This window comes from Dolichospermum sp. FACHB-1091, assembly GCF_014697585.1.
In the GTDB taxonomy this organism is placed as follows: Bacteria; Cyanobacteriota; Cyanobacteriia; order Cyanobacteriales; family Nostocaceae; genus Dolichospermum.
In genome coordinates this window covers 102,147-114,999 of the sequence record NZ_JACJSB010000005.1, presented here as the reverse complement: position 1 = coordinate 114,999, position 12,853 = coordinate 102,147, and the positions used below count along the sequence as shown (strand labels likewise).

Below are 12,853 nucleotides of genomic sequence, written 5' to 3'. Positions count from 1 at the left end.
CACAAGAGCAAGATGAATTTATATTATGAAACACCTGGCTGACAAAACTATAAATTTATCACCTATTTTGTCGCCAATTATTGTTGAATTTGCTCAATGTTATCAATGCTGGACAAGTTATCTGCATAATCAAAGATAGCTATGATTTATCATTGACACTTCCAAGAGATTACTCAGAAACTACTTGGAGAATTGTTCAATCTAACTATTTCCTCTATAATACCCTAAATATTGGCTATTTTCGTGCCAAATCGCCAGAAAATATCCACCAATTTTGTAATCTGCATGATAGCATTTACGGTCAAATAATGATTTAATAATGCCCATTATTTTTACTTTTGTTGCTTACATGATTTTCATCATAATTTAGGGTATCAATCGTTGCATTTACCCGCCATTAATTTGAAAATATTTAGGCGGTAATCATAGCTATATTTGCTACATTACAACCTAGATATAAACAAATTTTTCAACTTGCTCCTATAGTTAATAGGTAGTAAATGTAAAATTTTAATTGTCATTCTACTTACATCATTTATTAAAAGTCAAACCCCCTGGACTATAGGTGCTACATATTCCGTCTCTATCCGGAAAAAATTAGTTAGTAGCAAAATTATGAATAGAAAAAAATCCAATCACTTAGAATACTTTTCCGAGACAGTAGCAAGATTCACACTTAACTAATAAGTGCTAAAATAGTAAATTAGAATTATTAATGATACTCATTAATTTTTTAGCGCTAAGATTATTAAATATGGCATGACTGGAAAATAGAAATAATTAATTAATTCCAAAGTTTTTTGACGGTGAGGAGATTTCACGGTACGGTTATCAACATCAAAAATCCTCCTTAATTCGCCGCCTAACTAACATAACAAGCGTTAGATTAAGAGTAGTGCTATGGCTTGCACTGCTTTTCCCAGGGAAGCCAGCGTAAAAATACAGTTGTCGTCATCAATGAATTATGAATAAAAAATTACAAGGATTTCTCAAACCCCTATTTAAAACCGTCTTTATCCTTACCTTAGTCCTAACTTTAGCCTTTAGCCATGGCAGTGATGCCCTAGCAGCCCGTTCTGGTGGTAGAATTGGTGGTGGTTCTTTTAGAATGCCTTCTAGCCGTACCTATGCACCCCGTCCCAATATGCCTAGTAGTGGCGGTTACTACGCCCCCTATGGTGGTGGTTTTGGCTTTCCCTTTCTTTTACCCTTATGGGGTTTTGGAGGCGGTTTTGGTGGGTTGTTTGGGATTTTAATCTTTTTTGCTATGGCGAATTTTTTAGTCCAAACCTTCCGCCGTGTTACTGGTGGAGAAACGGAAGAAGTAAGTTACAATAGTAACCCTTCCGTGTCTGTAACTCGTTTACAAGTTGGGTTATTAGCTCAAGCCAGAGATTTACAAACCGAACTGAATCACATTGCGGAAACTGCTGATACTAATACCCCAGCAGGAAGAAGCGAAGTTTTACAAGAGGCTAGTTTAGCTTTACTGCGTCATCCTGAATACTGGGTATATGCGGGTGGTGGAACTCAACAAGCAAAGTTAAATGCCGCCGAATCCCAATTTAATCGTTTATCTTTAGCTGAACGCAGTAAGTTTAGCGAAGAAACCCTCTCTAATGTGAATAATCAACTAAAAGCTGTTTTGAGCAAAGAAGCTTTATCTGGGGAGGATAACCCCACCCGCTTAATTAGCCAAGGTCCTGGAGAATATATTATTGTCACCTTGTTAGCAGCGACTTTAGGTAAATGTCAAATTCCGGCTATTAATAGCGCTGATGATTTGCGTCAAGCTTTGCGTCAAATTGGTAGTCTTCCCAGTGAACAACTGTTAGCGATTGAAGTTTTGTGGACTCCCCAAGCACCAGGGGATACACTGACATCAGATGATTTGTTTGCGGAATATCCTGATTTGAAGTTGGTTTAATTAAGAGGGAACAGGGAACTCTTAACTGGGAACAGGGAACAGGTTTTGGGCAATTTTACTTTTCGTTACTTATGTCGGTTTTTTTCGTTCAGCTACTTATCTGTTCTGTTTTTATTCTTGTTTCCTTGTTTTTCATCAAGAATTTCCCCCCGTAACAGTTGGGGTACGGAATGTGGGTTTTAAGCTTTGGATTTGTAAATTAAATATTCACTAGCTTGCTATTTGCTGTATTTCCTTAAAGCTGTGATAATTTCCCCATTTGCTTCTGGAAAAGTGAAATCATCTAATTCATGCAAACTTACCCAGCGAATTTCATCACATTCTATGGTTTGGGGAATACCGGTTAAATATTGAGAATGATGTACTGTTAATGTCACCCGCAAATGACTATAGGTATGGTCAATAGTAATTAGGTGTTCTCCAACTGCAATTTCTATTCCCAACTCTTCCGAAATTTCTCGTTTAATACATTCTTGAATAGTTTCACCTATTTCCAGTTTTCCCCCCGGAAATTCCCATAAACCACCCATTTTACCTTGGGGAAGACGACGATCAATTAAAATCTGTTTTTGGTCATTCCAAATCACAGCAACACCAATAATTTTATGGGGAATAGAAGAAGAACTGATTTCATTCACATCTTTGGGTTAGAAACAATAGGGTAATTTTAACATACAGCAGATTGCAGGTAAATAAGGCAGAAATATTAATAGCAAAACTCTTGTGGGATGGGCATCTTGCCTCTAAAAGCTTACCTTTATAGTTTATTGTGAAATATGCTGTAGGTAGTCTAGAAGATTTAGGTAAATACAGGGGTTTCCGCTCGAGGTACATCCTAAGCACCCTCCTCGCACCCCCCTCAATCCCCCCTCAACCCCCCCGCAGCGGGGGGAAGAAAAGGATAAACTTTTGATATTGGAGGGGGTTGGGGGTGGGGTTCTTGTACCTCATAACATCGGTAAGTGCTGTAGTTTATTTGTTAATGTTTAATATCCCCTTTTCTCCGTCTAATGTTACCATCATTCCCACAGGTAAAGCAGCATTGGGGCTATCATGACCAAAGGGGAGATCAGAAACTATGGGAATACCCAAATCAGCCAAGCGTTCTTTCAAAACTTCCTCTATACCCAAACTGGGTACATTGGGTGGTGGGTCACATTTAGTAAAACCCCCTAAAGCAATACCGCGAACTTTAGACAGAATACCACTTAATCGCCATTGAGTCAACATTCTATCTATCCGATAAGGTGCTTCTGTCACATCTTCTAAGGCTAATATTACACCATCAAGGTTAGGAAAAATTGGTGTTGCTAAAAGATGAGTTGCTACCGTCAAATTACCAGGAAGCAAGATTCCCGTACTTGTACCACCACCCCAACCTTTACCCTTTAAGGGTGTAAGACAACGACCTTCTACTATGTCAAATAGCCTCTGTATTGACCATTCTGGCTCATTTGCTAGGGTGGTGAGGACGGGACCATGGACACTGACAATATCAGCGTTGTAGAGACTCCAAAGCAAGGCTGTGATGTCAGAAAAGCCGATTAACCATTTAGGTGGAATGATATTTTCTGGCCAATTCCAATCTTCTAAAATCCGGGTACAGCCAAAACCACCTCTCGCGCAGAGGATACCCCGACATTCTGGATCTTCCCATGCTGTGGCTAGTTGCTGACGACGGTGGATATCTGTACCAGCGAGATAACCATGTTTATCATCTATGTTAGACGGAATTTCAACGCGATAACCACGCGCTTTCCAAATTTCCACACTTTGATGAAACGCTTCCATTTCTCGTAATGCACCACTGGGAGCAATTACGCGCAGCAAATCACCTGGTTTGAGATATGGGGGTAAGATAGGGAGTGACATCAGTAGAAAATGTAAGTAATAGTTATATTTTTGTGATATTTTTGGTAGTTATCGGTGATTTAGCTCTGTTTAAGGGACTTTTTTCGGGGATAGTTCTAAAACTAATGATTCCTCTGTGGTATTTGTTTCTGTGATAGTAATTGTCTGATTTTTTACCCCAATATTTTCCCGCTGATTGATTAAATAAATACTGATTAATGTGAGAAAAACACCTAACCACTGGATAATGGTCAAGACCTCTGAGAGGAAAATATAACCGAATATTAAGGCAAAAACCGGTGTCAAAAAGGTGAGAGAACTTAAACTAGTGAGATTACCACTGGAAGCAAAATAGAAAAATAAACCATAAGCGATCGCACTACCAAATACAGTAGCATAACTTAATGCTATCCAATCTGATAGTACAATATTTTGCCATTGTTGACCTTCTAATACTGAAGAAATTCCCCACAAGGGCAAGCCTCCGATAATCATGTGCCATCCTGTAGCCATGACTGGATCTGCATATTGGCACACAAACCGAATCAACACCGTTCCCACAGCCATTGATAAAGCTGCCAGTAACATTAATAACTCACCACTATTAAATAAATCTTGCCAATTATCTGTGGTAATTGTCACTCCTGAATCAAGAAGATGAAAAATCCATTCTTCTGGTAAACCAATCAGACTAATTCCTGTGATTCCCAAACCTAACCCCAACCATCCCCATAAACCAATATGTTCTTTAAATAACCAGAGAGACAGTAAAGCTACTGCTAGAGGTTGGGAGTCTATCATTACCGAACCTAAACCAGCATTGGTTCTGACTAAACCTTCTGCTAAAAAGCCTTGAAATAAAGTACCATCAACTAAAGCAAATATAATAATCCATAACCATGCTAACCAACTTTTAGGTACAGGTTTACCCATGAATGCTGCTACCATGAGAATTAACACCCCAGCAGGTATTAATCTAACTCCAGCCATAAATAGGGGTGTGGTGTGAGAAATTACACCTTTCATGGCCACCATTGCTGTACCCCAAAGGAAAAAAGGAGCGATTAATAGTAGATACGCTAGGGGATTTTTAGATCCACTGAGTTGCACTTGCATGGGATGATCGTGGTTTTTAGTAAATAGATGAAAATATTACTTTACCTGATTTTGGGGTTTTTTGAATTGCCCGGATATTTCGCGGTTAGATATTCTTATAGAATGGGATTTTTCAAATCATGAACCGCGATGATCCTTGTATCAATTTACTATTAGGAGCATAAGATAAATGATCACAATTAAACCCAGGGTTGAAGATAGTTTTGGAATTACACTAGCACCATTGTCTGTAGAGGAAATCTATAGTAAGGTGGATAGTCCTGCTCATGGTGCGGTGGTAATCATGAGTGGGATGGTTCGTAATCAAACTGACGGTAAGTCTGTGGTGGCTTTGGAGTATCAAGCTTATGAACCAATGGCTTTACAGGTATTCTATCAAATTGCTGATCAGATTCGCCATCAATGGTCTGATGTCAGTCGAGTGGCAATATATCATCGCATTGGGAGATTGTCAATTGGGGAAATTAGTGTACTTGTAGCTATAGGTTGTCCACACCGTGGTCAGGCTTTTGCGGCTTGTGAATATGCTATTGATACGTTGAAACACAACGCACCTATTTGGAAAAAAGAACATTATTACAAGATTGAAGAAGATGGGTCTAAAATCGTAGATTCATCTTGGATTTCCATAAGCACTTGCAAGCATTAAAACTATTTAAAAAGATGAATGGTAAATTAATCGTATTTGAAGGCGTAGAAGGATGTGGTAAAACTACTCAGATGCACCTTTTTTCTCAGTGGTTAGAAAGTTTAAATATATCAGTGGTACTGACTCGTGAACCGGGGGGAACGGAGTTAGGAAAAGATTTGCGGAGGTTATTATTGTCAAAGTCACCAAGTAAGCCAATAGAGGAAATTACGGAACTGTTGTTGTATGCTGCGGATAGGGCGCAACATATTGAAGAGGAATTAAAACCAAATTTAGCTATGGGAAAATATATTTTATGCGATCGCTTTACTGATTCTACCATTGCTTATCAGGGTTATGGCAGGGGCTTAGATATGAGTCTAATTAATCATCTGAACCAGATTGCTACAGGGGGTTTAACAAGTGATATAACTATTTGGTTAGATGTAGATGTGGAGGTGGGTTTATCGCGTAAACGTGGACAAGCTAAATTAGATAGAATTGAACAGGAAACAATTGCTTTTCATCGTCGAGTACAAAGGGGATATACGGATTTATATGTATCCTATCCATCCCGAATTGTGCGAGTAGATGGCAGTCGCAGTCAAGAAAATGTGCAACAAACTATACAAAATATTTTACAGAAACGCCTGTTTTCATAATTATGTTTTCGTCATTAATAGGACAACAGCAAGCAGTAGAATTACTAACCCAGTCCGTTAAACAAAACCGAGTTGCACCTGCTTATATGTTTGTGGGTGCTGATGGTGTGGGTAGAAGTTTAGCAGCACGGTGTTTTATTGAATTACTTTTTTCTAGTTTTGTAAAACCTGATCAAATTCCGGTTTTACAACATCGAATTAAACAAAGAAATCATCCAGCTTTATTGTGGGTAGAACCAACTTATCAATATCAAGGACAAAGATTTACTCCACTCGAAGCAGCACAAAAGGGAGTTAAACGCAAAGCACCACCAGTAATTCGTTTAGAACAAATTCGAGAAATTACCCAATTTCTGGCTCGTCCACCCTTAGAAGCGGCGAGAAATGTGATAGTATTAGAACAAGCAGAAACAATGGCAGAATCTGCGGCCAATGCGTTATTAAAAACTTTAGAAGAACCGGGAAAAGCGACATTAATTTTAATTGCACCTTCCCCAGAATCTGTATTACCAACTTTAGTATCTCGTTGTCAGAAAATTCCTTTTTATCGTTTAGATAATGCTGCTATGAAACAGGTATTGACGCAAACAGGAAATACAGAGATTTTGCAACATCCAGAAGTTTTAAATATAGCCGCAGGTAGTCCAGGAAATGCGATTTCATCTTACCAGCAATTGCAAAATATTCCTAGCGAATTTATAGCACAGGTGAAAAAAAGACCAACATCTTATCGTCATGCTTTAGAATTAGGGAAGAAAATTGATCAGGAATTAGATACAGAAGCGCAATTATGGTTAATTGATTATTTACAACAATATTATTGGCAACAAATACATGAACCGAGAATTATTCAACAGCTAGAAAAAACCAGGAAAAACTTACTTTGTTATGCTCAACCTCGTTTAGTTTGGGAATGTACATTTTTAGCTTTTTTTCAGCTATCGCTAATGTAGTTAAGTGGTTGTTTTAAAAGTAATTAAATGTATAAATAAACCCCTCTAAACTTAAAATTACAATTACAATATAGGCTGTTCAAACAATAGTAACGCCAATATAAAATCCATAATAAAAATTGCCACCCAAGTAGTGACAACAGCCGTAGTTGCTGACTCTCCCACCTCCTTTGCTCCCCCTTGAGTTGTCAGTCCCCAACTACAGCCATTAACAGCAACTATAGCCCCAAAAATTAACCCTTTAAGTAAAATAATAAAAATATCTGATGGTACTAAAAACTCTCTCACTGATTCTAAAAATGTTTCGGGAACAACTTGATAAAACTGCATGGCCGCAAAAGTACCGCCCATAATACCTATAATTAAGGCAAAAATCATCATTATAGGCATCATTAAACAGCAAGCAATAACTCTAGGTAAAACTAAATAATCAATAGGGTCTGTTCTGAGTATATATAAAGCATCAATTTGTTCTGTAACCCGCATTGCTCCCAATTCTGCCGCAAAAGCTGAACCAACTTGTCCCGCGATAATACTAGCAGTTAAAATTGGTGCTAATTCCCGACAAAATGCCAAAGCAAACGCACCACCAACAGTGTTTACAGCCCCAAATCTCACTAATTCCCTAGCGGTTTGAATAGTGAAAATCATTCCAGCAAAACCGCTGACTAATAACACTGGAGGAAGAGAAGCAGGTCCGGCTGTTACTGTATGTTCTAATATCTTGCGATAATAGGTTTTTCCGCGCAGAAAATGTAATGAAATTTGACCTAACAACAGAAATGCTGACAAACACCGAATTAGCCAAGATTGCTCTGAATTTCTTTTTGGTTGCAAGTTTACGGCCACTAATTGAATTTTTTTATTTGGTAATTATGACAATTTAGTTTTCTATTTTAATTTTCTATAAATAAGGTATTCCAATCACTAATTGCATTTCTTTGGGCAATTAGTAATTGCTGTATACCTTGTTCAGAAAAATCTAACATTTGATTCAATTGTTGACGACTAAAACTTCCTGCTTCCGCTGTTCCCTGAACTTCAATAATTTGCATTTTATGATTCATAACTACATTAAAATCTACATCTGCGGCTACATCCTCAACGTAATTAAGATCTAAAAATGGTTCACCTTGTAATAAGCCTACAGAAACCGCTGCTATTTGTCTACATAAAGGCGATCGCTCTAACACTCCTTGCTGTAATAATTGAGATATAGCATGAGCTAAAGCTACAAAACCCCCTGTAATTGCCATTGTCCTCGTTCCCGCGTCGGCCTGTAATACGTCTGTGTCCACCATTAGCGTCCATTCTCCTAAAATCTCAAAATCTAAAGCAGCCCTTAAACTTCTGCCAATTAAACGTTGAATTTCCTGGGTTCTCCCGGATAATTTCATTAATTCCCGTTCCTGGCGTTTTTGAGTAGCTGATGGCAACATTCTATACTCCGCTGTCAACCAACCCTGACCACTACCAGTCAAAAATTTAGGTACTCCTTCAGCTACACTCACGGTACAAAGAACTTGAGTATCACCACACTTCGCTAAAACCGAACCTGGTGCAAAGCGGGTGAAATGGGGATAAAAACTATGGGGACGGAGTTCACTGGGTTTTCTGCCGTCAGGACGTTGCCAAACCATTAAAATTTCCTTTTGAATTTTTGCCTATTGTCTTATACATATTAACCGCATGAAGTCAGGATATTTTGCTGTGGGAATACTCAATAGTGCTGTATGATAATTATGTCTTTTGATTTGTAAATTATTAAATTTACTTTAGTGAATAAAAGCATAGATTTATCTCACGCAAAGGCGCAAAGAGTAAAAATTTGAGCAATGCAATTTTTGACTTTTATACCTCAATTTAGTAACACCATTAAATTTATAGCCAGGTTTTCAACTTTGTCCTATGGTTGCCCAATTAGAAATTCCAGCTTCAAATTCGAATCTCAGCTTACCATATTCCGTAGAGGGATTAGTGCAAGTTTTCACAAGTTCTCAACGTAGCTTTTTTACAAGCGTCATGGCACAAGTGCTGAGAATTGCCGGACAAGGTACACCAGTATTAATAGTTCAGTTTCTTAAAGGTGGTATCCGTCAAGGATTTGAACGACCTACCCAAATGGGAAAACATTTAGACTGGATTCGCTGTGATTTGCCTCGTTGTATTGATAATTCAGATTTAGATGAATCGGAAAATCAAGCTTTACAAGAACTTTGGCAATATACCCAAAAGGTAGTTAATGAAGGCAAGTATTCTTTACTGGTATTAGATGAGTTGAGTTTAGCGGTTAATTTCGGTTTAATTCCTGAAAGTGAGGTTTTAGATTTTCTTTCTCACCGTCCTCCTCATCTTGATATTATTCTTACAGGTTCTCAAATGCCCAAGTCTCTTTTAGAGATAGCAGATCAAATTACAGAAATTCGTCGCTCTCATCAACCTTGAACATTGTTACAACAGTAATAATCTTTACCAACAAAAAGAAACCCTATTGACATAGTCACGATTTTATCGGGTTGTACTGGGCTTTCTCCCAAGAGGAAAAAATCAGGGATTTTCCATGGGTAAAAGCCAAAAATTGTAAAATGTTGTTACAGGATTCATCAATTCTACAATCAAGTTTGATAGAGTAACTGAGAATCAGTACAAAAACACTCATGTCACAAAACCATGTCAGACATATATAATATTGCTGTCGTAGGAATGGGTTGCTGTTATCCTGGGGCTAAAACTTTATTAGAACTTTGGGAAAATATACTTACTCGCAAACAACAATTTCGTTCCAATCCAGATGTAAGATTACCTTTATCTGAATATTATGACCCAAATCCGCAAACACCGGATCACACTTATGGAAGTCGTATGGCTGTGATTGATGGTTTTGACTTTGATTGGCGCAAACATCGCATTCCTAAAAGTACCATAGATTCTACTGATATAGTGCAATGGTTGGCTCTTGATACAGCCATGAAAGCATTAGAAAATGCAGGTTATTCCCGTGAAACTGTACCTACTGAACTAACAGGAGTAATTTTAGGAAACACTTTAACCGGTGAACAAACCAGAAGTTCTGGACTGAGATTACGTTGGCCTTTTGTGAGAAAAACATTACGTGCGGCTGCTCAAGCTAAAGGTTTACCTCCTGCAACTATAGAAACACTTGTAGAAACTATGGAAAAATTTTACAAGTCTGTTTTTCCTCCCATTACCGAAGATTCCTTAGCAGGTGGACTTTCTAATACTATTGCTGGAAGAATATGTAATTTCTTTAACTTCGATGGTGGTGGTTACACTGTTGATGGTGCTTGCTCTTCATCATTAATTGCAGTAGCAGACGCTTGTACAAAGCTGATTAGTGGTGAATTGAGTCTTGTTTTGGCGGGGGGGTGGATGTAAGTTTAGATACATTTGAACTGATTGGTTTTGCAAAAACTGGTGCTTTAACTGCTAGTGATATGACAGTTTATGATAAACGTGCTAGTGGTTTTATACCGGGTGAAGGTTGTGGTTTTGTGGTGCTAAAACGTTTAGAAGATGCTCAACGTGATGGCAATTATATCTATGCTACTATTAACGGTTGGGGAATTTCTTCTGATGGTAAAGGTGGAATCACAGCACCTTCTAAAATTGGTCAATCAAAAGCACTATTAAGAGCTTATCAGAAAGCCGGTTATAGTCCTCATACTCTTAATTTTATAGAAGGACATGGAACTGGAACTGCGGTAGGTGATAGGACAGAATTAGAAGGTATTGCCTTAGCAATGAGTCAACATGGTGAAATTGTACCTCGTTCAGTAGGTATGACCTCGTTTAAATCCATAGTGGGACACACAAAAGCAGCTTCAGGAATAGGTGCTTTTATTAAATCAGTAATAGCAGTCAATCAAAGAATTTTACCACCCACCGCAGGTTGCAAAGAACCTAATCCAATATTTGATACATCTGCACAATGTCTTTATCCTGTTTTAACTGGTGAAATTCGCAACCCTAATGAAACATTAAAAGCCGGGATTTTTGGTGCAGGTTTTGGTGGTATTAATTGTCATGTAGCAATTTCCTCTGGAGATGCACCAGCTAATCATCTGAAATCTTCTGTTAGAGAAGCATCTTTATTAGTATCTAATCAGGATACCGAAATATTTATCATGAGTGCGTTTTTTGTAGAAGATTTGTTAGAACGCATTTTAATATTAATTGAGCTTGCTCAAGGGATGAGCATAGGGGAAATGGTAGATTTAGCTGCTAAACTTGCTCAAGAAAATCAAGATTCTTTACCTATACGAGCGGCAATTGTTGCCCATAATCCTACTCAATTATTGGATAGTCTTGTCAGAATTAAGCAAATACTGAATAATCATTCATTAACAAAAGGAGAAGTAATAATTTCCCCAGAAAAAGATATTTATATTGCCAATCAAATCAAACGTGATCGCATAGGGTTTTTATTTCCCGGACAAGGTTCACAAAAGTTAAATATGGCGCGTATTTTAGTACAACGCTATGATTGGGCAAAGCAATTAGTAAATCAAGCAGATGAATGGCTGAAAGAAATAGGAATTGCACCCATTAGTCAATTTATTTATTGTTCTTTAGAACGTGCTATCAATCAAGAAGAAATTAAAGAATGGTCACAATTATTAGCTCGTACAGAGTTTGCTCAACCTGCTTTATGTCTGACTTCTTTAATATGGATACGTTATTTGGAAAATTTAGGTATTCAACCAGTAGTAGTAGGAGGTCATAGTTTAGGAGAATTAATTGCTTTTTATAATGCAGGTGCTTATGATGAAAAAACCTTAATTTGTTTTGCAGCAATGCGCGGTCAAGCTATGTCTACATCCTCAGAAGATGCAGGTAGTATGGCTAGTTTAGCTTGTGATCAAGTAACAGCAAAAAGTATTTTATCACAAGTTCAAGGTTATGCAATTGTGGCTAATATTAATAGTCCAAATCAAACTATAATTTCAGGTGATCGCTCTGCTATAGACGCAGCAATTACAATTGCTAAACAACAAAATATTCAGACTCATTTATTACCAGTTTCCAACGCATTTCACTCGGAAAAAGTTAAAAATGCGGCTGAATATTTACAAAATAATGCACCAATTTCAGAAGAACTTACTAATCTTTCTGTACCTTTATTTTCTAGTATTAATGGATTAGAAATTAAAACAGGAATTAATTTGCCAGAACATTTTGCTAATCAAGTAATTTCCCAAGTTGATTTTATATCACTTGTAGAAAATATGACTGCTAAATGTGACTTGATGGTAGAAGTAGGATCAGGAAGGGTACTATCAGGATTAGTGAGTAATATTCCTAATAGTTGTCAGTGTTTTCCTGTAGAGTCAAAACCTGGAAATGATTCAGACTTAAACAGTTTTTTAGCCTATTATTTTGTTAATGGAGGTGATATTAAATGGGAAGAACTTTACAAAAATCGTCTGGTTCGTCCTTTCATTCCCGCAGCAGAAAAGATTTTTATTGACAATCCTTGTGAACGTAATTTTAATGTTTCCATTGATTATGAAAATCCAGAACAAATATTAGATAAAAAAGTGGGTTTTCAAACGATGCCATCACAACTTGCAATAAATAATGAAGAGTTAGAAACTTTACTCTCTAGTTATGTAAGAGAAAGAGGAGCTTTTTTAGCTGAATTGATTAAAGCCGATTTGGAATCTTTACCATTTTTCTAAAATACATAAACGAAACA

The 12,853-nt window shown here is 37.4% G+C and carries 12 protein-coding genes; 7 read left to right on the top strand and 5 right to left on the bottom strand.

Annotated elements, in window-relative coordinates; translation table 11 throughout:
• Nucleotides 1-964 precede the first annotated feature (964 nt).
• Nucleotides 965-1,927, top strand: coding sequence for a DUF1517 domain-containing protein (locus H6G25_RS04945; protein WP_190391512.1), 963 nt, complete (start codon nucleotides 965-967; stop codon nucleotides 1,925-1,927).
• A gap of 218 nt (nucleotides 1,928-2,145) precedes the next feature.
• Here the strand turns inward: H6G25_RS04945 and mutT are convergent, their stop codons facing one another.
• The 3 genes from mutT to H6G25_RS04930 all read right to left on the bottom strand — a co-directional run bounded on the left by mutT (nucleotide 2,146) and on the right by H6G25_RS04930 (nucleotide 4,894).
• A complete protein-coding gene (gene mutT, locus H6G25_RS04940) occupies nucleotides 2,146-2,565 on the bottom strand; it encodes an 8-oxo-dGTP diphosphatase MutT (RefSeq protein WP_190391511.1) in 420 nt (139 codons plus the stop codon).
• A 334-nt stretch (nucleotides 2,566-2,899) separates the two neighbouring features.
• Complete coding sequence (locus tag H6G25_RS04935; protein WP_190391510.1) at nucleotides 2,900-3,799, bottom strand: LD-carboxypeptidase; 900 nt, start codon at nucleotides 3,797-3,799, stop codon at nucleotides 2,900-2,902.
• Nucleotides 3,800-3,868: 69 nt separating this feature from the next.
• Nucleotides 3,869-4,894: a DMT family transporter gene (locus H6G25_RS04930; protein ID WP_190391509.1), complete on the bottom strand. Its 1,026-nt coding sequence runs from the start codon at nucleotides 4,892-4,894 to the stop codon at nucleotides 3,869-3,871.
• Between the two features lie 169 nt (nucleotides 4,895-5,063).
• Between H6G25_RS04930 and H6G25_RS04925 the strand changes: the two genes are divergently transcribed.
• The 3 genes from H6G25_RS04925 to holB are packed head-to-tail and all read left to right on the top strand — an operon-like array spanning nucleotide 5,064 to nucleotide 7,137.
• Nucleotides 5,064-5,543, top strand: a complete 480-nt coding sequence (locus H6G25_RS04925) for a molybdenum cofactor biosynthesis protein MoaE (RefSeq protein ID WP_190391508.1) — start codon at nucleotides 5,064-5,066, stop codon at nucleotides 5,541-5,543.
• Nucleotides 5,544-5,557: 14 nt separating this feature from the next.
• Nucleotides 5,558-6,184, top strand: coding sequence for a dTMP kinase (gene tmk, locus H6G25_RS04920; RefSeq protein ID WP_190391507.1), 627 nt, complete (start codon nucleotides 5,558-5,560; stop codon nucleotides 6,182-6,184).
• 2 nt (nucleotides 6,185-6,186) lie between these two features.
• Complete coding sequence (gene holB / locus H6G25_RS04915; protein WP_190391506.1) at nucleotides 6,187-7,137, top strand: DNA polymerase III subunit delta'; 951 nt, start codon at nucleotides 6,187-6,189, stop codon at nucleotides 7,135-7,137.
• Nucleotides 7,138-7,200: 63 nt separating this feature from the next.
• Here holB and H6G25_RS04910 read toward each other — a convergent pair whose 3' ends face one another.
• Nucleotides 7,201-7,974, bottom strand: coding sequence for an MlaE family lipid ABC transporter permease subunit (locus tag H6G25_RS04910; protein WP_190391505.1), 774 nt, complete (start codon nucleotides 7,972-7,974; stop codon nucleotides 7,201-7,203).
• 59 nt (nucleotides 7,975-8,033) lie between these two features.
• Nucleotides 8,034-8,777: a ribonuclease PH gene (gene rph, locus H6G25_RS04905; RefSeq protein WP_190391504.1), complete on the bottom strand. Its 744-nt coding sequence runs from the start codon at nucleotides 8,775-8,777 to the stop codon at nucleotides 8,034-8,036.
• A 268-nt stretch (nucleotides 8,778-9,045) separates the two neighbouring features.
• Here rph and H6G25_RS04900 point away from each other — a divergent pair, with 268 nt between their 5' ends.
• From H6G25_RS04900 to H6G25_RS04895, 3 genes are all read left to right on the top strand, one after another.
• Nucleotides 9,046-9,582, top strand: a complete 537-nt coding sequence (locus H6G25_RS04900; RefSeq protein WP_190391503.1) for a P-loop NTPase family protein — start codon at nucleotides 9,046-9,048, stop codon at nucleotides 9,580-9,582.
• A gap of 225 nt (nucleotides 9,583-9,807) precedes the next feature.
• A complete protein-coding gene (locus H6G25_RS21050) occupies nucleotides 9,808-10,533 on the top strand; it encodes a beta-ketoacyl synthase N-terminal-like domain-containing protein (protein ID WP_242034885.1) in 726 nt (241 codons plus the stop codon).
• Nucleotides 10,524-12,836 carry an acyltransferase domain-containing protein gene (locus H6G25_RS04895; RefSeq protein ID WP_347239145.1) on the top strand — a complete coding sequence of 771 codons (2,313 nt, stop codon included), beginning with the start codon at nucleotides 10,524-10,526 and terminating at the stop codon, nucleotides 12,834-12,836. Before H6G25_RS21050 ends, H6G25_RS04895 begins: the two co-directional genes overlap by 10 nt.
• Nucleotides 12,837-12,853 lie beyond the last annotated feature (17 nt).

Bases quoted from the DNA above. Each gene is read 5' to 3' on its own strand.
- holB (WP_190391506.1), top strand. From the start codon at position 6,187: ATGTTTTCGTCATTAATAGGACAACAGCAAGCAGTAGAATTACTAACC.
- tmk (WP_190391507.1), top strand. From the start codon at position 5,558: ATGAATGGTAAATTAATCGTATTTGAAGGCGTAGAAGGATGTGGTAAA.
- H6G25_RS04900 (WP_190391503.1), top strand. From the start codon at position 9,046: ATGGTTGCCCAATTAGAAATTCCAGCTTCAAATTCGAATCTCAGCTTA.
- H6G25_RS04925 (WP_190391508.1), top strand. From the start codon at position 5,064: ATGATCACAATTAAACCCAGGGTTGAAGATAGTTTTGGAATTACACTA.
- H6G25_RS04945 (WP_190391512.1), top strand. From the start codon at position 965: ATGAATAAAAAATTACAAGGATTTCTCAAACCCCTATTTAAAACCGTC.
- H6G25_RS21050 (WP_242034885.1), top strand. From the start codon at position 9,808: ATGTCAGACATATATAATATTGCTGTCGTAGGAATGGGTTGCTGTTAT.
- rph (WP_190391504.1), bottom strand. From the start codon at position 8,777: ATGGTTTGGCAACGTCCTGACGGCAGAAAACCCAGTGAACTCCGTCCC.
- H6G25_RS04935 (WP_190391510.1), bottom strand. From the start codon at position 3,799: ATGTCACTCCCTATCTTACCCCCATATCTCAAACCAGGTGATTTGCTG.
- H6G25_RS04930 (WP_190391509.1), bottom strand. From the start codon at position 4,894: ATGCAAGTGCAACTCAGTGGATCTAAAAATCCCCTAGCGTATCTACTA.